Origin of the sequence: Bradyrhizobium nitroreducens, from assembly GCF_002776695.1 — a bacterium.
GTDB lineage: Bacteria > Pseudomonadota > Alphaproteobacteria > Rhizobiales > Xanthobacteraceae > Bradyrhizobium > Bradyrhizobium nitroreducens.
The window spans coordinates 6233567-6253521 of record NZ_LFJC01000003.1 but is presented as its reverse complement, the minus strand read 5'-3'; the positions used below and the strand labels follow the sequence as shown (position 1 = coordinate 6253521).

Sequence of the window (19955 nt, the reverse complement as noted above, 5' to 3'; positions counted from 1 at the left end):
GCCCGATTCCGCCGCACGCTAGCGGCCGATTGTCCCCAGCTCAACTGGATCGTTCACACCAGCCATGAATGCGGCCAGCGCGTCACAGTCCGCGGCAGGCATGGTCAGGCCGAGCTTGGAACGACGCCACAGGATATCCTCGGGGAAGCGCGCCCATTCATGGCTCATGAGATAGCGCACTTCGGCCGCGGTCAGCTCGGGGCTGAAGGCCGGGCCGAGCTCGTCGCGGATCTTCGCCTCGCCCAGCACCGCCGGCAATCGTGAGCCATAAGCTGCAACCAGGCGCTGAGCCTCCCCCTCCGAGAGGAAGCGCCAGCGGTCGCGCGCGAGGTCGACTTCGGTGTCGAAGCGGTCCCAGGCGAAATCGCCGCCGGGCAGCGCGGCGGTCGCGGTCCAGGGCGGGGACATCGGATAGAATGGCGTCAGCTTCGTCACTGCACGTTCAGCGCGCAGGCGCGAGGTGGTGACATCGCCGCCGAACATCGTGAGCAGCGGCGCCTTGCGCCGGCGCGCATGGAACAGCGTCGTGCCGTCGCGTCCCCGCGCGGACGCCAGCGTCAGGTTGACGCCGGAGACCGTCCGCACCACGTCGGTCGGCGCGACGCGCTCGCGGAAATAGCGGCTGGCGACGTCGCAGAGATAGCTGACATCGGCGCCTCGCATCGCGACGATCGCGGGATCGCCGGTGAAAGCATGCGTAACCGTGCCGATCAGCGTGAACTCGCGCTCGAACGGGCTCGCGAAGATCAGCCGTCCATCGCTGTTCTGGAACACGTAGACATTGTCCGAATAGAACAGCCTGGGCACGACGATCTGGCTCATCTGCGTGGCCGCCATCGCGGGCTGCGATTGCCGCAGCACGGTGTCGGCGACCATCGGTGTCCAGCCTCCGGTCGCGTTGGCAAGCGCTCGGGCCGTGATGGAACGGCGATGGCCGCGATCGACCACCGCGAGCCGCCAGATGTCGGTTCGATCGGCGCGGACGCAGCGCGCCCCGGTGCGGATCACAGCGCCGCGCTCGGCGGCATCCAGCGCGGTGAGCACCACCAGACGGGAATCGTCCACCACGCAGTCCGAATATTCGAACGCCGTGCCGAACGGGCGCTTCAGCGCGTCACCGACCGGATGATGCGTGATGTCGAGGGTCACCGACGGCGGCAAGCCGCCCCGGTTCGTCAGGCCGTCATAAACATACAGGCCGGCCCGCAGCAGCCAGGGCGGACGCTCGTCGGAATGCGCAGGGATCACGAAGCGTGTTGGCCGGACCAAATGCGGCGCGATGGCGAGCCAGATCCGGCGCTCGGCCAGCGCCCGGCGCACCCGCCAGAACCCGCGGCGCTCCAGCACCGACAAATCGCCGTGGATCAGCCGCGGTGTCGCCGAGGAGGCCGCGCCGCCAAGATCGCCCTGCTCCAAAAGGATGACCCGCAGACCGCGACCGGCCGCATCGCGCGCAAGGCTGACACCGTTCAGGCCGCCGCCGATGATTGCAAGGTCGTAATCCGCCATGGAGCCGTCGAGAAGGAGCGAAGCGCTCCATCATCACTAACCGGTCTTGAGCGCGAGCTCCACGATTTCAGTGCGGCCGACGAGACCGGCATATTTCCCGATCGGCAGCGGCTTGCCGAGCAGATAGCCCTGCACGCCGTCACAGCCCTCCTTGGCCAGGAAGGCGAGCTGCTCGACCGTCTCGACCCCCTCGGCGATGATCGACATTTCGAGGCCGTGACCGAGATCGATCACCGCGCGGACGATCGCGGCCGATTGCGGGTTGCGGCCGAGATTGATGATGAAGGCGCGGTCGATCTTGATCTTGTCGAACGGAAACGCCTGGAGATAGCTCAGCGAGGAGTATCCGCTGCCGAAATCGTCCATGGAGATGCGCACGCCAAGCGCCTTCAGGCGGCGCAGCAGCGCAAGGCCGCGGTCGAAATCTTCGATCAGCACGCCTTCGGTGATTTCCAGCTCGAGCCGGCCGGGCGCGAGCCCCGTCTCGATCAGGATCGAATGGACGAGGCCGACCACGTCGCCGTGCATGAACTGCGCGGGCGACAGATTGACCGCGACCTGGAGCGGTTTCGGCCAGGACGCCGCCTCCCGGCAGGTCTCGCGCAGGATCCACTCGCCCATCTCGACGATCAGGCCGCTTTCCTCGGCGATCGGAATGAATTCGGCCGGCGAAACCTGGCCGCGCACCGGATGCTGCCAGCGTGCCAAGGCCTCGAAGCCGATGATCTCGCTCTCGGCGACGCTGTGGCCGGCGACGCCTTGCGGCTGGAATGCGAGCGAGAGCTCGCCGTTCTTGATCGCCATCGACAGATCCTGGTGCAGCACGCGGCGATCACGAATCTGCTGGTCCATCTCCGGCTGATAGAGGCTGATCGTGCCGCGGGACTTCTGCTTGGCGCGGAACAGCGCAGCACCCGCATTGGCGAGCAGCGAGGCGCCGTCGGTGCCGTTATGCGGAAAGATCGCCATGCCGGTGGTGGCACCGGCGCGGACGGCCCGGCCGTCGATCTGGAATTCCTTCGCGACGGCCTCGCCGAGCTGCTGCGCCAGCGCAAGGCCCGCGTCCGGCTGCTTGCCGTCGATGATGAGGCCGAATTCGTCGCCTGACAGGCGCGCCACCACGCCGCCGCGGGCGGAGTCCTGAAGCCGTTGGGCCACCTCGATCAGCAGCTTGTCGCCGAGCGCATGGCCGAAGACGTCGTTGACCTCCTTGAGGCCGTCGAGATCGACGCAGAGGACGGCGAACTCCTCACCCGTGCCTTCGCAGGCCTCGATCATCTGGGTCAGCGCCTGAAGGAAGGCGGCGCGGTTCGGCAGATCGGTGAGGCCGTCGTGATAGGCCATGTGCGCCATGCGCGACTCGGTCTGCCGGCGGTCGGTGACGTCCTCGTGGGTCTTGATCAGATATTGCGGTTCGCCGGTCTCGCCGAGCACGGTGGCGCGGCGGGTCAGGAACAGCCGCAAGCCGTCCTTGGTGGAGATCGGATGCTCCTCGGTGATCATCCCGCGTTTCTTGATCGCGGCCTCGTCGCGCGCGATGATCAGCTTGGCTTCCTTGGGATTGAAGATGTCCGACGCGGTCAGGCCCGTGGCTTCCTCGCGGCGGCGGTTGAGGATCGTCTCCGCGCTGCGATTGGCGAGCAGATAGCGGCCGTCCTTGACCTGTTCGACAATCAGCGCCACCGGGATGTTATCGACCACCAGCTCGAGGAACTTCTTGGCGCTTTCCAGCTCCTTCGACAGCGAGCGGCGGTCGGTGACATCCTCGAACACGAGCATCAGGAATTCAGGCTTGTTGCTCTCGTTGCGGACCACGATCCGGATCGAGGCGACCATGCGCCGCTCGCCGCCACGGTCGACCTCGAATTCGTTGCGGAACTGGCCGTCCGGCGAATCGAGCGCCGCCCGGTCGGTCGCCTCGATGCTATCGGCCGAGGCGGGTGCAAACAGCTCGCGCGCGTTCTTGCCGACGACATGATCGCGCGAGAACCCCCAGAACCGCTCATAGGCGCTGTTGGCGAAGATATAGCGGCCGTCCTCGATGTTCTTGGCGGCCACGCAGGCCGGGACATTGTCCAGCACCGTTTCCAGGAACTGCTTGGTCGAAGCGAGCTGTCGCGACAGCCGGCGCTGCTCGCTGACGTCGAGATGCGTCGCCACCGAGCCACCGTTCGGCAGCACGAAATATTTCACCAGGATGGCCCGCCCGTCCGACAGTTCCGTGATCAGGCCGTTGGTGCTGGCCGCCTTGTCGTAGAACTCGTCATCGGAGACGCCGAGCACACCCCGTTTGCGGCGCAACTCAAGCAGCTCATAGCCGTTCATGTTGGCCCAAAGGTCCGCGCGCGTCAGGCCGTAGATCTCGAGATAGCGGTCGTTGCAGAAGATGATGCGGCGCTGCGCATCCGTCATCACCACGCCCTGGTTGAGATTGTTCATGGCGGAGGAGACGAAGGCGTTGCGCCGCAGCTGCAAGCGCCGGGTCCGGCGCAGAGAGGAATGGATCCACAGCGCGATGGCGGCGAGGAAGGCGCAGACGACGATGCCCGCGATCAGGGCTTCCCAGACCAAATTGGGGTCGAGCTGGCCGAGATAGCTCGGCGCGGCGAAGCCGTCCGACAGCGCAAAGGCGCGCGCGGGCGCAACCGTGCCGGCCAGGCACACAACGGCCTGCACAGCAATCGGAAGCGTGCTGCCCTCGTGCCAGTTCTTCTCAGCCATCAGCCACCCGCGATTTCAACGTCGGATTGTCTGGCTTCACGGGTTTGGATCGGGTAAACGCCTGTACGCGCAACAGAAAAATGTGACGTGAAATACGGCAATTGCCCTGACATGATAAATTCTTCCTTAACGGAAAACGCCCCCGCGCCGTTCTTTCCGGACCTGATGCCACCGGCGCTCCCAGCGGACATGCTGCACAACCATGGATAGGGTCGATTGCGTCGTCATCGGAGCCGGCGTGGTCGGGCTCGCGGTGGCCCGAAAGCTTGCGCAGGCCGGGCGCGAGGTCATCGTGCTCGAGGAGGCCGAGGCGATCGGAACCATCACCTCCTCGCGCAACAGTGAGGTGATCCATGCCGGCATCTACTACCGCGCCGGGAGCTGGATGGCGCGCATGTGCGTCGACGGCAAGCATGCACTCTACCGCTACTGTGCCGAGCGCGGCATCCCGCACAAGAATTGCGGCAAGCTGATCGTCGCGACCAACCCGAAAGAGACCGAAAAGCTGCAATCGATCAAGGCGCATGCCGAGGCCAATGGCGTGCTCGACATGCAGTTGCTCGCGGGCGAGGCCGCACGCGCGCTGGAGCCGGCGCTCGCCTGCGACGCCGCGCTGCTGTCGCCGTCGACGGGCATCATCGACAGCCACGCCTACATGCTCTCGCTGCGCGGCGAAGCCGAGGACGCCGGCGCGGCCTTCGCTTTTCACACCCCGCTGATCCGCGCCAAGGCTGCGAACGGCGTCGTCGAGATCGAGGCCGGCGGCGAGGCGCCGATGACGCTGCGATGCGACCTTCTCGTCAACGCCGCGGGGCTCTCGGCAACGATGGTTGCGCGCAACATCGACGGCATGCCGCTGGACCGGATTCCACCGGCCTATCTCGCCAAGGGAAACTACTTCAGCTGCAATGCCAAGGCGCCGTTCTCGCGCCTGATCTACCCGGTGCCCGAACCCGGCGGGTTGGGGGTGCATCTGACGCTGGACATGGCGGGCCAGGCGCGCTTCGGCCCCGACGTCGAGTGGATCGAGACGATCGACTACGAAGTCGATCCGTCACGTGCCGAGCGCTTCTATCCGGCGATCCGCAAATACTGGCCGACGCTGCCTGACGGCGCGTTGATGCCGAGCTATTCGGGTATCCGGCCGAAGATCGTGCCGCCCGCGGTGGCCACGCAGGATTTCCTGATGCAGGGTCCACGCGATCATGGCGTCGCAGGCCTGGTCAACCTGTTCGGCATCGAATCGCCGGGACTGACGTCATCGCTCGCGATCGCCGATCACGTCGCCGAGCTCGCAGACATCTAGAGCGCCGAGACAAAACCTAAGCGCCGCGCAAACATCTCTGCGCGGTGCGGACCTTGCAGCAGGGATGAGCGCAAAGGCCCCCATCCCTGCGTGCAAGGGTACGATCAACTCTACGCTGTTACGGGGGTTACTAGTGGAGCGTGTCGCCGTGCTTCAGACGCTCGATCTGGTCCTTGACCATCAACTTCCGGCGCTTCAACTCAACAATTTGCAGGTCGTCTGTTGAAAGGTGCACGAGAGCTTCGTGCAATTCGTTTTCCAGAAGTTTGTGCTTCCGTTCCAATTCAACGAGATGTGCCTGAATTGTCATTCGAAACCTCCTCGGTAGGGTTGAACCTCAGGATTCGATCCGGACAAGGAAGTCTACATCACCGATTCGTTCTGTCGATGGGTATCCGTCGTCGCAGCGTCATTTTTGAAAATTCATATGTAACGAAGCGTGAGTAAAGGAACCACGCCGGAAAAATCCATGATATCAATGCGCTTGCGCGGTACCTCGGCGCCGCGCAGAAATATGTTGCGGGAGATTGGCGAGCGGGGCTTGCAGATCGCTTGCGATCACGCCGCGCAAGGACGATAATTTCCACAGGGCATCCACAGCCTTAGTCTCACGCCTATCGGTTTTCGGCCACCGCAGACATGACCAATGAAGACGAGCGTGAGCTCGAAGCCGAGCTCACCCGGTTGCAGCAGGAACACCGAGATCTCGATGCGGCGATCGATGCACTGCATCAATCGCCCGCCCCCGACCTGTTGCGGCTGCAGCGGTTGAAGAAGCGCAAGCTGTTGTTGCGCGACCGCATCGCGTTCATCGAAGACCAGATCACGCCCGACATCATCGCCTGATCCACAGACCACTCGCGGCGAGACGGTGCTTGCATCGAATCCGCTTGACTCGAAAAGAACAAAATAGGAACATTCCATCACCCCCAGGAACCGCCCGAGGACACGCAGATGTCGACGCCCGCCCTTCTCGACAACAGCCACTATGAACAGGCCTGCGACCAGGCCATCGCGATGTGCGACGGCAATCTGCGCAGCACCATCAAGGCGCTGATCATGGCCAACGAATATCTGGAAGCCGAACTCGAGGAATTGCAGGCGGCGATTTCCGCCGGCTGCATTCCGGAGACCTCGCGCAGCAAGATGCGGAGCAAGAGCAGCGCCGCCTGAATTCTACGGCGCAATGAGATCGCGCATCTGTCTTTGAGCATGATCTCCGCGCAAACGCATTCTGCGTTTGTCGCGAGGAAAACCGCTTCACACTTTGTGCTGACGCGGTCCTTCGGGTCTGGATCATGCTCCGATCGGAGCAACGCCATGTCGGACGTGACCTACTACGTTGCAATGCCCTTCTTGATCGATGCCGACGGCTCGCCCGTCGCCGGCGCCGCAGAAGAATGCCAGAGTTCGTCGGCCGCGTTACGGCGCGCCGAGGCCTTGTCGCGCGGCGCGGGCCACATCGGTGCGGTCGCGTTCAGCCGCAGCGGCGATCCCATGACCGGCGAGTTCGGCGACGCCACGTTGCTGCGCAAATTCGGCAACGTGCCGGAAGATCTCGCCACACTATAGAGTCAATTGCTGACCAGCCTGATGCGCGGTTCGTGCCGCCGGTGCGCCTTGCGCACATACATGGCGGCATCCGCCTCCTCCAGGGCGCGGCCTGCGTCGGATTGCGCTCCCAGCAGCGCGACACCGGCGGAGGCGCCCGCAGTCACATGCTGGCCGCGAAAGGTGAAAGACAATTCGTCGATCGCCTGCTCGAAGATGGCCGCCTTTGCCTTGGCGTCGGTCTCGCTGAGATTCCACAGCAGCAACGCGAACTCGTCGCCGCCAAGACGCCCGACGACGTCGGAGGCACGGACCTGCCGCGTCAGCGTGGCGGCAATCGCCTTGAGCACCTCGTCGCCGGCGCCATGACCGAATGAATCGTTGATCGGCTTCAACCTATCGACGTCGAGCACGATCAGCGCCCCACTGGCGCGGTAGCGCTTCATGTAGGCGATGGCGCGCGCGAGCTCACGCTCGAAGCCGCGCCGGTTGGGAATCTCCAGCAGGAAATCGGTGTCAGCCGCAGCTTCCAGTTCCACGACCCGGCGCTGCGTCTCCTTGAGCTTGGCCCGCAAGTCACGGATCGTCGCCCTGGCAGTTTCCCTGGCTCCATCGTCGCCCGATACAGCCCGCCGCGGCGCCTTCGCCGGACGCCCGGGGGCGGCTTTGGATCGGCCCGCACTGGTCTTCCGGCCCTTTTTGGCCTTCGCAGCGCTCGCCCTTTTTGGTTTCTTCATGGGCATCCTGCTCAATGAAGGCTTGCGGGGATTCACCAAGACAGGATAGTGGATTCCCTTCTCCTTGCCATCGCCTTGCGCGCCGCCGGCCGGAACCGTTAATCTGGCCTATCTTTCTGTTTTTCGGGCACAATTAACGTCATGACCGCGCCGATCGCCATTATCATGGGAAGCCAGTCGGACTGGGACACGATGCGGCATGCCGCCGACACCCTTGCCGCGCTCGGCGTTGCCGCCGACACCCGCATCGTTTCGGCCCACCGCACCCCCGACCGGCTGTTTGCTTTCGCCAAGGGCGCCAAGGCTGCGGGCTATAAGGTCATCATCGCCGGCGCTGGAGGCGCTGCACATCTGCCCGGCATGACGGCCGCGCTGACCGAGCTGCCGGTGTTCGGCGTTCCCGTCGAATCCAAGACGCTCAAGGGCCTCGATTCGCTCTATTCGATCGTCCAGATGCCCGCAGGCATCCCGGTCGGCACCCTCGCCATCGGCAAGGCCGGCGCGACCAACGCCGCGCTGCTGGCAGCGTCCGTCCTGGCATTGTCCGATCCGGCCTTGTCCGATCGCCTCGCCGCCTGGCGCAAAGCGCAGACCGAGGCCGTTGCCGAGCGTCCGGAGGACAAGGCGTGAGCGACGCAAAGCAGGTAAAGCTGAAGCCCGGCGACACCATCGGAATCCTTGGCGGCGGACAATTGGGGCGGATGCTGGCGATGGCCGCGGCGCGGCTCGGCCTTCGCTGCCAGATATTCTCGCCCGATCCGGACTCGCCGGCCTTCGACGTCGTCTTGAACGCGACCTGCGCCGAATATGCCGATGTCGAAGCGCTCGAGCTGTTCGCGGGCGACGTCGACGTCATCACCTACGAATTCGAGAACGTCCCATCGGCCGCCGCAATGGTGCTGGACGCGCGCCGCCCGGTGCTGCCCAATCGCAAGATCCTCGAGACCACCCAGGACCGCCTCGCCGAGAAGGATTTCGTCACGCGCCTCGGCATCGGCACCGCCGCCTATGCCGACGTCACCTCGGTGGCTTCATTGCGCGAGGCGATCGTGCGGATCGGGCTGCCGGCCGTGCTGAAGACCCGCCGCTTCGGCTATGACGGCAAGGGCCAGGCCATCATCCGCGAGGGCGACGACATCACCAAAGTGTGGACCAGCCTCGCGACAAAATCGGCGATCCTGGAGGCCTTCGTGCCGTTCGAGCGCGAGATCTCCGTGATCGCCGCACGCTCGATCACAGGCCAGGTCGAGTGTTTCGACGTCACCGAGAACGAGCACCGCGACCACATCCTGAAGATATCCCGCGCGCCGGCCCCGATCCCGGACGCACTCGCCGAGGAGGCGCGCAGCATCGCCGGCAAGATCGCAAGCGCGCTCGACTATGTCGGCGTGCTCGCCGTCGAGATGTTCGTGCTCGCAAACGGCACCGGTCCGAAGGTGCTGGTCAACGAGATCGCCCCGCGCGTGCACAATTCCGGGCACTGGACGCTCGACGGCGCGTCCGTCTCGCAATTCGAGCAGCACATCCGCGCCATCGCCGGCTGGCCGCTCGGCAAGCCCGTCCGCCACGGCGAGGTCGTCACCATGACCAACCTGATCGGCGACGAGATCAACGATTACGAGAAGTGGCTGAGCGTGCCGGGCGCGACCGTGCACATCTACGGCAAGGGCGCGCCGCGTCCCGGCCGCAAGATGGGCCACGTCACCGAAGTGCTTCCTACCACGGGCAAGTAAGGGGGACCGCAGCAATCGCTGCGATCCCGCTTTGGGACTACGCCGTCTTCGCGCCTGCGACGACGCCAGCGGGCTCCTCGCTGAGCCAGCGATAGATCACCCCGCCCAGCGCGCCGCCGATCAGCGGTGCAACCCAGAACAGCCAGAGCTGCGCCGTCGCCCAGCCACCGACGAACAGCGCAGGGCCCGTGCTGCGCGCCGGGTTCACTGACGTATTGGTGACGGGGATGCTGACGAGATGGATCATCACCAGCGCGAGTCCGATCGCCAGCGGCGCGAAGCCCGCGGGCGCGCGGCCATGCGTGGCGCCCATGATGATGAACAGGAACATCATGGTCATCACCACTTCGGTCAGGAAGCACACGATCATGCTGTACTGGCCGGGCGAATGCGCATCATAGCCGTTGGACGCGAAGCCCTTGCTGACGTCGAATCCGGGAGCCCCGCTCGCGATGACGTAGAGGAGCCACGCCGCCACGATCGCACCGGCCACCTGGGCGATCACATAGGGCAGGATCTGCCCGGCGGGAAAACGGCCGCCGGCGGCAAGGCCGACGGTCACCGCCGGGTTGAGATGGCAACCCGAGATATGGCCGATCGCGTAGGCCATGGTGACCACGCTGAGTCCGAACGCGAGGGAAACGCCGACCAGGCCGATTCCGACCTGGGGAAAGCCGGCCGCGATCACCGCGCTGCCGCAGCCTGCGAATGTGAGCCAGAAGGTGCCGATGGCCTCAGCGGCGTATTTCTTGATATCCATGTGTCGTCCCCTGCTTTCAAAGATTTCCGGAACAAAGCCCCGGAAACGGCCCCACCCTTGGCGTCAAATCTCCCAAATCAGGGCCGCACGGCGGTATTTTGCCTCATTTAATGGCTGAACTTGGCCCGAATCCCCGCCTGGCCGGTGGACATCCCTGGTTTTGTCTGATACATCCGCGCCCTCAAGGTTAAGGGCTTGCGCGTTTCGCCATCCCCTTCGTCTTACCAGAATTCAAATCCGATCCACTGAAGAGGATGCCGCGTGCAGGTTCTCGTTCGCGATAACAATGTCGATCAAGCTCTCAAGGCGCTGAAGAAGAAGATGCAGCGCGAGGGTATTTTCCGCGAGATGAAGCTCCGCGGCCATTATGAGAAGCCCTCCGAGAAAAAGGCCCGCGAAAAGGCCGAAGCCGTGCGCCGCGCGCGCAAGCTGGCCCGCAAGAAGCTGCAGCGCGAAGGCCTGCTGCCGATGAAGCCGAAGCCGGTGTTCGGCGCCGGTCCTGGTGGTGATCGCGGCGGTCGCAGCGGCCCGGGTGCTGGTCCGCGCGGACCGCGCTGATCTTTCCAATCTTGCAGGATTTCAGTTTCCGATGACGCGGGCCCCTGGCCCGCGTTATTGTTTGTGAGCGGTGCCTTTCTGGGACGGGGTACTGCCGATGCGGCACCAGCGCGAGCGAACCGTAAATGGCCTCCCCTTTTCCCGAGCGCGGCTTGGTGCGGCAACGCCGGATCTGGCAACAGCCGTTCGCGCTGGCTTTGATGGGGATGGCGCTGTGCGGCTGCTCGTTCGATCTGGGATCTCTGACGCCGGAGAAGGACAAGCCGCAGGAGGCCCCCAAGGCAGCGGCGCCCGCTGAGAGCGCGGTGAGTGCCGCCAACGTCACCGAAGCTCAGGCCCACACCGCAAAGGCCCAATCCCTGGCAAAATCAGGCGAGACCGCCGCGGCGCTCGACGAGTTCGATCGCGCCGTCGGGCTCGACCCCTACAATGCCCAGGCGCTCTATGGCCGCGCGCTGATCTATCAGAGCAAGAACCAGCACGACTTCGCGATCGCCGATTTCAGCACCGCAAACGGACTCACCCCCCAGAAGGTCGAGCCGCTGCTTGGCCGCGCGACCAGCTATCTCGCGCTCGGCAAGGTCAAGGAAGCGGCAGCCGATCTGGATGAGGCCTCCGAGGCCGATCCGCACAACGCGCAGGTCTGGACCACCCGCGGACAGGCCTATGAACGCCTGGGCGACAAGGCCAAGGCGGCGGCGTCCTACACCAGGGCCGTCTCGCTGCGTCCACGCGACGATGCCGCGCGCAGCGGTCTCGCCCGCGTCGGCGGCTGACGGTCCGGGCCAGCGCAGGCGCCGGCTTAATCGGGGGTGGCGCCCTTCGGCAGAACCGAGTGGAACATCGACTTCATGCCCGACAGCACGTCGTCGGCGACATTGGTCTTCTTCGGCCGCGGCATGGAGGCACCGGCGTCGGCGCGCAGGTCGAGCGGCGGCGCGATCACCGGCACGGGAATGTCGGCCGGGGGCGTCATCCGATTCGGATCGTCGTTGCCGACCGAGGCCGTATAGGGCGGCGACGAACCACCATTGCCATAGCTCTCGGGCGAAGGCGTGGATACCGTGATCGGCGGCGGCAGCGGGCGGATCGCCGCGGGCTCCGTCGTGATGACGCGCGGAGCCTCGGGGACGCGGGTGGCTTCGCGCACTGCGGGGTCTGGGGTCCGCTCGGCCGGCTTGATCTCGGCAGCCTTTGCCTCGGCAGCCTTGGCCTCGGCAGCCTTGGCCTCGGCAGCCTTCTCAGCAGCTTTGCCTTCCGGCGACTTGCGAAGACGCTCGATGGCGGCACGCGCCAGATCGTTGGCGTCGGGGGTCGCAGCCGGGGACGTCCCGGCCGGGGCGGAATTGGCCTCCACCACCGGAGCGGTGGCTGCCGGGGTCGACTTCGCCGCGGCCTTCTCACGCGCCGGGGAGCGGCCATGCGAGGCGTTCTCGGCGGGCGTTACCTCCGCAGCCTTGGCCTCGGGCTTGTCGGCAGCGGCCTTGTCCGTCACGCCCTTGTCGGAAACGCTCTTCTCCGAGATGCCCTTGGCCTTGACGCCGGGCGTCGGAAGGTTGGCGGTGTCCGTCGGCTTGCCGTCCTTGCCTGCCTCGGCAGGCGCAACGACGGCCGAAGGGGTGTCCGGCGCCGGCTTGGCGTTGATGTAGTGGTTAACGATGTAGGCCCCGATGATCGTCGCGAGCACCGAGGGGAAAATATCCATCGAGATTTTAGCGAGGTATTTCAGCATTTCTCGGCCACTCCCCGCGCGATCAGATGCGGGAACTTTGGGGCATTGTAAGGGATCAACTGCGACGGATCGATGGCAAGTCTTAAGGCCGGAGTTACGGCTTTAGCTCGATCTCAAGGAACACGATCTCGGTTGAGGTTTCGTTAAGTACGTCGTGTTGGACGCCGGCCTTGCGGAAGTAGGATTTCCCGGCCGCGAGCTGCGCCTTGGAGCGCTCGCCGTTGGGCGCCACGATGGTCATTTCTCCGGCGGCGACGGGAACAATCACGTAGTCCATGCCGTGGGTGTGATGGCCGGTGGCGCTGCCGGGAGCGAGCCGCCATTCGGTCACCCGGACCTGCTCGTTGTCGACCTGGACCTCGGATCTGGCGGCAAGCATCGGAAACTCTCCTTCTGACGCGATCCGGGCCCGAAGGGCCGCGTGAAGCGCAAATTGGGTTCAGGGCACGAAAACCATGAAAACGTAGACGGCAAATACCACCATATGGACCAGCCCGAACAGGACGTTTGTTCTGCCCGTGCCGAAGGTCAGCATGCTCAGGAGGAAGGTCAGGAGCAAAAGCACGCTGCCCTGGGCGTTGAGGCCGAGCTTGAGCTCCTTGTCGAGCGCGTAGGTGGCGACGCCGACCGCCGGGATGGTCAAGCCGATCGTCGCCAGGGACGAGCCAAGCGCGAGGTTGATGCTCTTCTGGAGATCGTTCTTGCGGGCCGCCGCGACCGCCGCGACGCCTTCCGGCATCAGAATCAGGAGCGCGACCAGGAGACCGGCAAAGGCCGGCGGCGCACCGATTCGGACCGCGACGGCATCGACCACCAGCGAGAACTTCTTGGCGAGCAGCACGACCGCCAGCAGCGCAATCAGCAGCAGCACGACGCTGAGCGCGAGCATCCGGCCCGACAGATACGCCTCGCCGGCGCTCCCCCCGGGGCGCTCATGGACGAAGTAATCCTTGTGCAGGACGGTCTGGGTGTAGAGGAATACCCCGTACAGCGCGAGCGTGACGACGTCGACGAAACCGAGCTGAACCGAGGAATAGACCGGTCCCGGCGTCGTGGTGGTGTAATTCGGCATGATCAGGGTGATGGTCGCGAGCGCGAACAGGACGCTGAGATAGACGTTGGCGCCGGAGAGCTGAAAACCCTGCTCGCGATAGCGCAGGCCGCCGATGAAGATGCAGAGCCCGACGAGGCCGTTGCAGACGATCATGACCACGGCGAACACGGTATCCCGCGCCAGTTCCGGCGCCGGCTTGTCGCCCAGCATGATCGTGGTGATCAGCGCCACCTCGATGATGGTCACCGAAAGCGTCAGCACCAGCGTGCCATAGGGTTCGCCGACCCGTTCGGCGATCACTTCGGCATGATGAACCGCGGCGAATACCGTGCCGAACAGGATCACCAGCAGCACGGTCGCGAAAACGAGCCCGCTCAGCGAAAGCGTGAACGCGTAGTCCGTCGCGCTGACGGCCGCGAACATCAGCACCGCCAGCCCCGGAAAGAGCCAGGCCGACCGGGGCATCGGATTATGCGCGCTCATTCACCGCTTCCATTTGCTTCAATGAGCAGTAGCAAATCGGCCGGCAGATTCAATGCCAGCGCAGGATCGGGGCGACCGGCAGGAACGTCAGCAGCAGGAACAGCGGGATCAGCACGGCACCGGCGCGCAAGAGATAGCCGAAGAAGCTCGGCATCTCGATGCCGTTCTCGCTGGCGATGCTGCTCACCATGAAGTTCGGCGCGTTACCGATATAGGTGAGCGCCCCCATGTAGACCGCGCCCATGGAGATGGACGCGAGCGTGCCCGACATCTCGTGCATCAGCGTCTGCGGATCGCCGCCGGCGAGCTGGAAGAACAAGAGATAGGTCGGCGCATTGTCGAGGAATGCCGACATCAGGCCGGTAAACCAGAAATAGGCGACCTCGCGCGGCGCTCCGTCCGGCCCCGTCACGGCCGACAACAGCCAGGCGAATGCGCCATGATGGCCGGCATTGAGCATGGCGATGACCGGGATGATGGCGACGAAGATGCCCGCGAACAGCTTTGCGACCTCGCGGATCGGCTCCCAGGTGAAACCGTTGGCCTGCCTGTGCTCGTCCGGCGTCAGCCACACCGACAGTGCCGCAACGGCCAGCAGCACCACATTGCGGACGACGTCCTCCAGTTCCAACTTGGTGCCGAGAATGTCGAACGCAATGCCGGGCTTCCACATCGCCGACGCCAGCAGACTCACGACGATGGCCGCGATCAGCACCAGGTTGACGAGGCCGCGGATCCGCACCGGTTCCAAAGGGCCGACCTCGGGCGGCGACGGCTCGCTGCGGAAGCGCCAGATATCGACGGCGACGAAGATGGCGAGCAGCAGCCCGGCAACGATGGCGGTCTGCAGCCAGATGGTCCGCGTGGTCCAGAAGAAATCGACCCCGTGCAGGAAGCCGACGAACAAGGGAGGATCGCCGAGCGGGCTCAACGCGCCGCCGACATTGGCGACCAGGATGATGAAGAAGACGACGACATGGGCGTTGTGGCGCCGCGGCCGGTTGGCGCGGATCAAGGGACGGATCAGGATCATCGCGGCACCCGTGGTGCCGACGAGGCTCGCCCCCAACGTGCCGAGGGCGAGGATGCCGGCATTGGTCGCCGGCGTGGCCCTGATGTCGCCGGTAATGAGAATGCCGCCGGCCACGACATAGAGCGAGAACAACAGCACGATGAAGCCGAGATATTCGGCGAGCATGGCATGGACGAGCGCCGCCAGCGTCGACATGCCGCCGGCGAAGACGACGAGCGAGGCAAGGGCCAGCAGCGACCAGGCGGCGGCGATCTTGCCGTAGTGATGATGCCAGAATTTCGCAAACAGCAGAGGTCCGAGGGCGATCGACAGCAACAGACCGGTGAAAGGCAGCGCGTAGGGCCAGCGCATCGCCGCGCCGTCAAGCCCGGTCGCGGCGAACGCGTTCTGCGGCAGCAGCACCAGGCTGGAAACCGCGAGCGCGGAACCGTAACGTGCGAACAAAGTGTCAACCGCCAATGAAATCTCTCGCTGTTTCGATCGCGCCATATTGATCGAGATCGTCGTGCCCGCCGCCTGCCATGCGAACGAACCGCTTGGGATCATGGGCGAGTGCGAACAGACGCTCTCCGAACACGATCGGAATGGCAAGATCATCGGTGCCATGCATCACGAGGAGCGGCACAGTGACGCGCGCGATGCGCTGGTCGGAACGAAACGGATCACGCATCAGAAGGCGGACCGGAACGAACCAGAACGATGAAGCCGCAATGTCGGCCGTCGACGTATAGGGAGCCTCCAGGATCAGCCTGCCAACGCGATGCTCCGAGGCGACGGCAACCGCCACGCCCGTCCCGAGCGAAAAGCCCCAGGCAACGATCCGTTCCGCCGCATAGCGGGCGGTGGTGAAGGCGTAGGCGGCTGCGGCATCGCGCAGCAGGCCCTGTTCGCTCGGCGAACCGCTGGAGCCGGCATAGCCGCGATAGGACAGCGCAACGAGGCCGGTACCGTCAGCCGTCATCGCCTTGAAGCGGCTGACGCCGCCGGCGAGAGAATCGCCATTGCCCGGAAAGTACAGGATCACGGGGCGCCCCGGCCTCGCCGGCACGTGCCAGACGATCACCTTCTCGCCATCGGAGCTGGTCAGAACATGCTCTCCCGCCTCGGCGAGGCCCGCCGCATCCGGTGCAGTGCGACCGACGGGCGGAATCGGAAACAGCATCTCGCGCTGCCGGACGTAGAGCACGACGAGACCGGCGCAATAGACGGTCACGAGCAGGATAGCGATCCACTTGACGATGGCGATCATTGCGCGGTCAGCCCCCGGTGCAGGCTCGGGGCTTGCGACGGCTCCGCAGCGATTTCATGACGTCCGGCCGGAGGCTCGCAGGAACGTCGCGACAGCCGCAAGCCACCTTATGGGTGGCGTGCCATGCGACACGCTGCTCGCGCGTCGCTTTGGGCGGCATGCGATGCGACCGGTGCCATTCCTTGTTGATGGCCACGGTCCATTCTCTCGCGCGCTACATCGCCTTGACGATGTTCTCGGTGACCTTCTTGGCGTCGCCGAGCAGCATCATGGTGTTGTCGCGGTAGAACAGCGGATTGTCGATGCCGGCATAGCCCGACGCCAGCGAGCGCTTGATGAACATCACGGTGCCGGCCTTCCAGACCTGGAGCACGGGCATGCCGTAGATCGGCGAGGTCTTGTCCTCCTCGGCCGCCGGATTGGTGACGTCGTTGGCGCCGATCACGAAGGCGATGTCGGCCTGCGCGAATTCGGAGTTGATGTCCTCGAGCTCGAACACTTCGTCATACGGCACGTTGGCTTCAGCCAGCAGCACGTTCATATGGCCGGGCATGCGGCCCGCGACCGGGTGAATGGCGTATTTCACCTCGACGCCTTCCTTCTTCAGGATGTCGCCCATTTCACGCAGCGCGTGCTGCGCCTGTGCCACCGCCATGCCGTAGCCGGGCACGATGATGACCTTCTGCGCGTTCTTCATGATGAAGGCCGCATCATCGGCCGAGCCGAGCTTGGCCGGCTTCTGCTCACCGCCGCCACCGCCGGCCGCGGCGGTCTCGCCGCCGAAGCCGCCGAGGATGACCGAGATGAAGGACCGGTTCATCGCGTGGCACATGATGTACGACAGGATCGCGCCTGACGAGCCGACCAGCGCGCCGGTGATGATCAGCGCGGAATTGCCGAGCGTGAAGCCGATGCCGGCCGCGGCCCAGCCGGAGTAGGAGTTCAGCATCGAGATCACGACAGGCATGTCGGCGCCGCCGATCGGGATGATCATGAGCACGCCGAGCGCCAGCGCCAGGATGGTGATCAGCCAAAAATCGACCGCACTGCCGGAACGAACCAGGCCGAAGATGAAGAACACCAGCGCCAATACCAGCACGATGTTGATGATGTGGCGGAATGGCAGGATGATCGGCGCGCCGCTCATGCGAGCGGACAGCTTCAGGAACGCGATCACCGAGCCGGTGAAGGTCAGCGCGCCGATGGCGACGCCGAGCGACATTTCGACCAGACTGGAGGCATGGATGTTGCCGGGCGTGCCGATGTCGAAGGCTTCCGGTGCGTAGAACGCGCCGGCGGCGACCAGCACCGCGGCCATGCCGACCAGCGAGTGGAAGGCGGCGACCAGTTCCGGCATCGAGGTCATCGGCACGCGGCGGGCGATCACCGCGCCGATGCCGCCGCCGATCGCGACCGCGAGAATGACCAGCACCCACGCCACGCCGTCGGCCGGCGGATGGCTTGCGAGCGTGGTGGCGACCGCGATCGCCATGCCGATCATGCCGAACAGATTGCCCTGGCGCGACGAAGCCGGGCTCGACAGCCCGCGCAGCGACAGGATGAACAGCACTCCCGCCACGAGATACAAAAATGCAGAGAGGTTAGCGCTCATCTCAGGTCCCCATTATCCCATCAGCCCGAGTGGCCGCTTACTTCGACTTCTTCTTGTACATCGCCAGCATGCGCTGGGTGACAAGGAAGCCGCCAAAGATGTTGACGCAGGCGAAGATGAGCGCGACGAAGCCGAAGCCGCGCGCCCAGCCCGAGCCGCTCGAAACCATGCCGACGCCGACCGCGAGCAGCGCGCCGACCACGATCACCGAGGAGATCGCGTTGGTCACGCTCATCAGCGGCGTGTGCAGGGCGGGGGTCACCGACCACACCACGAAATAGCCGACGAAGACGGCGAGGACGAAGATCGACAGCCGGAAGATGAAGGGGTCGACGACCTGTGCAGCATGCTCCATGGCGGGTCTCCTTAAGCCTTCGGCTGGAAGTTCGGGTGGATGACGGCGCCGTCTCTCGTGAGCGCAGTGGCCTTGACCAGTTCGTCGTCCCAGTTGACGGCGAGCTTCTTCTCTTTCTTGTCGACCATGGTCTCGATGAAGGAGAACAGGTTGCGCGCATAAAGGCTGGAGGCCGAGGCCGCGACGCGCCCGGCGACATTGGTGTAGCCGACGATCTTGATGCCATCGAGGTCGACGACCTCGCCAGGCTTCGCGCCCTCGACGTTGCCGCCGCGCTCGACGGCGAGATCGACCAGCACCGAGCCCGGCTTCATCGACTTGACCATCTCGCCGGACACGAGCTTCGGCGCCGGACGGCCCGGGATCAGGGCGGTCGTGATCACGATGTCCTGCTTCTTGATGTGCTCGGCGGTGAGCGCGGCCTGCTTGGCCTGGTATTCCTTGGACATCTCCTTGGCATAGCCGCCGGCGGTCTGCGCGTTCTTGAACTCCTCGTCCTCGACGGCGAGGAATTTTGCGCCGAGCGATTCGACCTGCTCCTTGGTGGCGGGACGAACGTCGGTCGCGGTCACGACGGCGCCCAGACGGCGCGCGGTCGCGATCGCCTGCAGGCCGGCGACGCCGACGCCCATCACGAACACTTTTGCAGCGGGCACGGTGCCGGCAGCCGTCATCATCATCGGGAAGGCGCGGCCGAAGGCCTCGGCGCCCTCGATCACGGCGCGGTAGCCGGCAAGGTTCGCCTGCGAGGACAGCACATCCATCACCTGCGCGCGGGTGATGCGCGGCATCAGCTCCATCGCGAAGGCGGAGACACCGGCATCGGCGATCGTCTTCAGCGCGGCCTCGTTGCCATAGGGATCCATGATGGCGATGACGAGCGCGCCGCGCTTGTACTGCGACAGCTCCGACGCTTCGGGACGCTTCACCTTGATGATGATGTCGGCATCCTTCAGTGCATCCGCACTGACGGTGGCACCGGCGGCGATAAATTCCGAATCCGGCAGGCCCGATTTGAGGCCGGCGCCCGGCTCGACGGCGATCTCGGCGCCCAACGCCCTAAACTTCTTCACCGTATCGGGCGAAGCGGCGACACGCGGCTCCGACGGATCGATTTCCTTGGCAACGGCGATCTTCATAGGTCCTCCGGCGGCGCGGGACAGCGCGCGCGCAAACTTGAGCGTTACTCCCGCGGCGTTCGATACCGGTTTTGGCACCGGCTTGGATGCAAATATTCTGGGCAGCTGCCGCCGCTGGCGTGTGCAGCTGCCGACAGATCAGGTCAGGAAGATCGCCATCAGGATCACGATGAGCGCGACCGAGGCCGTGCCGTACTTCACCAGCTTGATGAAGCCCTCGTAGGTCTGCTCGTGGGCAACGTAGTCGTTGCCGTCGGCGGTGCTGTACGCCACTTCGCTATGATCAGCCATGGAATGTCCCCAGTCGAAAGTTCAATTCTTAGGCTGGGATACCGCAAACTTTCGGGCAGGGCAACGGCAGGCGGGCGCGGTTTTCCTGCAAATCAGGCCATTTGGAATTCCAATTGTCACGAATCGGGCTCT

22 protein-coding genes are annotated in these 19955 nt (G+C 64.9%); 8 read left to right on the top strand and 14 right to left on the bottom strand.

Features of this window, described 5'->3' with window-relative positions:
• Window positions 1-18 precede the first annotated feature (18 nt).
• Window positions 19-1509 (bottom strand): glycerol-3-phosphate dehydrogenase, encoded by a 1491-nt coding sequence (locus tag TSA1_RS29870; RefSeq protein WP_100179450.1) that lies wholly within the window; start codon window positions 1507-1509, stop codon window positions 19-21.
• Window positions 1510-1545: 36 nt separating this feature from the next.
• A complete protein-coding gene (locus TSA1_RS29865; protein WP_100179449.1) occupies window positions 1546-4230 on the bottom strand; it encodes a sensor domain-containing protein in 2685 nt (894 codons plus the stop codon).
• Window positions 4231-4432: 202 nt separating this feature from the next.
• On the opposite strand from TSA1_RS29865, the gene TSA1_RS29860 reads away from it, so the two are divergent.
• On the top strand, window positions 4433-5536 hold the full coding sequence (locus TSA1_RS29860; protein ID WP_100179448.1) for an NAD(P)/FAD-dependent oxidoreductase: 1104 nt from the start codon (window positions 4433-4435) through the stop codon (window positions 5534-5536).
• A gap of 130 nt (window positions 5537-5666) precedes the next feature.
• Here TSA1_RS29860 and TSA1_RS29855 read toward each other — a convergent pair whose 3' ends face one another.
• On the bottom strand, window positions 5667-5846 hold the full coding sequence (locus TSA1_RS29855) for a YdcH family protein (RefSeq protein WP_061880823.1): 180 nt from the start codon (window positions 5844-5846) through the stop codon (window positions 5667-5669).
• Window positions 5847-6175: 329 nt separating this feature from the next.
• On the opposite strand from TSA1_RS29855, the gene TSA1_RS29850 reads away from it, so the two are divergent.
• From TSA1_RS29850 to TSA1_RS29840, 3 genes are all read left to right on the top strand, one after another.
• Entirely contained in the window at window positions 6176-6382 is a 207-nt protein-coding gene (locus tag TSA1_RS29850) for a YdcH family protein (protein WP_008546179.1), read from the top strand.
• Between the two features lie 108 nt (window positions 6383-6490).
• Window positions 6491-6709: a hypothetical protein gene (locus TSA1_RS29845; RefSeq protein WP_100179447.1), complete on the top strand. Its 219-nt coding sequence runs from the start codon at window positions 6491-6493 to the stop codon at window positions 6707-6709.
• A gap of 147 nt (window positions 6710-6856) precedes the next feature.
• Window positions 6857-7108, top strand: coding sequence for a hypothetical protein (locus TSA1_RS29840; protein WP_100179446.1), 252 nt, complete (start codon window positions 6857-6859; stop codon window positions 7106-7108).
• 2 nt (window positions 7109-7110) lie between these two features.
• On the opposite strand, the gene TSA1_RS29835 is transcribed toward TSA1_RS29840, so the two are convergent.
• Entirely contained in the window at window positions 7111-7824 is a 714-nt protein-coding gene (locus TSA1_RS29835) for a GGDEF domain-containing protein (RefSeq protein ID WP_174719127.1), read from the bottom strand.
• Between the two features lie 141 nt (window positions 7825-7965).
• Between TSA1_RS29835 and purE the strand changes: the two genes are divergently transcribed.
• Both purE and TSA1_RS29825 read left to right on the top strand, forming a co-directional pair.
• Window positions 7966-8454: a 5-(carboxyamino)imidazole ribonucleotide mutase gene (purE, locus tag TSA1_RS29830; RefSeq protein ID WP_100179444.1), complete on the top strand. Its 489-nt coding sequence runs from the start codon at window positions 7966-7968 to the stop codon at window positions 8452-8454.
• Window positions 8451-9557, top strand: a complete 1107-nt coding sequence (locus TSA1_RS29825) for a 5-(carboxyamino)imidazole ribonucleotide synthase (RefSeq protein WP_100179443.1) — start codon at window positions 8451-8453, stop codon at window positions 9555-9557. Before purE ends, TSA1_RS29825 begins: the two co-directional genes overlap by 4 nt.
• Before the next feature lie 37 nt (window positions 9558-9594).
• Here TSA1_RS29825 and aqpZ read toward each other — a convergent pair whose 3' ends face one another.
• On the bottom strand, window positions 9595-10317 hold the full coding sequence (aqpZ, locus tag TSA1_RS29820) for an aquaporin Z (RefSeq protein ID WP_094976898.1): 723 nt from the start codon (window positions 10315-10317) through the stop codon (window positions 9595-9597).
• Window positions 10318-10578: 261 nt separating this feature from the next.
• On the opposite strand from aqpZ, the gene rpsU reads away from it, so the two are divergent.
• Both rpsU and TSA1_RS29810 read left to right on the top strand, forming a co-directional pair.
• Window positions 10579-10875 carry a 30S ribosomal protein S21 gene (rpsU, locus tag TSA1_RS29815; protein WP_014492442.1) on the top strand — a complete coding sequence of 99 codons (297 nt, stop codon included), beginning with the start codon at window positions 10579-10581 and terminating at the stop codon, window positions 10873-10875.
• Window positions 10876-11000: 125 nt separating this feature from the next.
• Window positions 11001-11651, top strand: coding sequence for a tetratricopeptide repeat protein (locus TSA1_RS29810; protein ID WP_100179442.1), 651 nt, complete (start codon window positions 11001-11003; stop codon window positions 11649-11651).
• A gap of 26 nt (window positions 11652-11677) precedes the next feature.
• On the opposite strand, the gene TSA1_RS29805 is transcribed toward TSA1_RS29810, so the two are convergent.
• The 9 genes from TSA1_RS29805 to TSA1_RS29760 all read right to left on the bottom strand — a co-directional run bounded on the left by TSA1_RS29805 (window position 11678) and on the right by TSA1_RS29760 (window position 19823).
• Window positions 11678-12607 (bottom strand): hypothetical protein, encoded by a 930-nt coding sequence (locus TSA1_RS29805; RefSeq protein ID WP_100179441.1) that lies wholly within the window; start codon window positions 12605-12607, stop codon window positions 11678-11680.
• Between the two features lie 94 nt (window positions 12608-12701).
• Entirely contained in the window at window positions 12702-12986 is a 285-nt protein-coding gene (locus TSA1_RS29800) for a cupin domain-containing protein (RefSeq protein ID WP_100179440.1), read from the bottom strand.
• A 60-nt stretch (window positions 12987-13046) separates the two neighbouring features.
• Window positions 13047-14144 carry a calcium:cation antiporter gene (locus TSA1_RS29795; RefSeq protein ID WP_100179439.1) on the bottom strand — a complete coding sequence of 366 codons (1098 nt, stop codon included), beginning with the start codon at window positions 14142-14144 and terminating at the stop codon, window positions 13047-13049.
• A gap of 49 nt (window positions 14145-14193) precedes the next feature.
• Window positions 14194-15528, bottom strand: a complete 1335-nt coding sequence (locus TSA1_RS29790) for a sodium:proton antiporter (RefSeq protein ID WP_174719348.1) — start codon at window positions 15526-15528, stop codon at window positions 14194-14196.
• 97 nt (window positions 15529-15625) lie between these two features.
• Window positions 15626-16423 carry an alpha/beta hydrolase gene (locus TSA1_RS29785; RefSeq protein WP_100181412.1) on the bottom strand — a complete coding sequence of 266 codons (798 nt, stop codon included), beginning with the start codon at window positions 16421-16423 and terminating at the stop codon, window positions 15626-15628.
• Window positions 16424-16640: 217 nt separating this feature from the next.
• The gene (locus TSA1_RS29775) at window positions 16641-18038 is read right to left on the bottom strand and encodes an NAD(P)(+) transhydrogenase (Re/Si-specific) subunit beta (RefSeq protein ID WP_100179437.1); all 1398 of its coding nucleotides are present in this window, start codon (window positions 18036-18038) and stop codon (window positions 16641-16643) included.
• A 37-nt stretch (window positions 18039-18075) separates the two neighbouring features.
• Window positions 18076-18393, bottom strand: a complete 318-nt coding sequence (locus TSA1_RS29770) for a proton-translocating transhydrogenase family protein (RefSeq protein ID WP_024337650.1) — start codon at window positions 18391-18393, stop codon at window positions 18076-18078.
• Window positions 18394-18404: 11 nt separating this feature from the next.
• Window positions 18405-19532 (bottom strand): Re/Si-specific NAD(P)(+) transhydrogenase subunit alpha, encoded by a 1128-nt coding sequence (locus TSA1_RS29765; protein WP_100179436.1) that lies wholly within the window; start codon window positions 19530-19532, stop codon window positions 18405-18407.
• A 138-nt stretch (window positions 19533-19670) separates the two neighbouring features.
• Window positions 19671-19823: an aa3-type cytochrome c oxidase subunit IV gene (locus TSA1_RS29760; protein WP_018317799.1), complete on the bottom strand. Its 153-nt coding sequence runs from the start codon at window positions 19821-19823 to the stop codon at window positions 19671-19673.
• Between the last annotated feature and the right edge of the window lie 132 nt (window positions 19824-19955).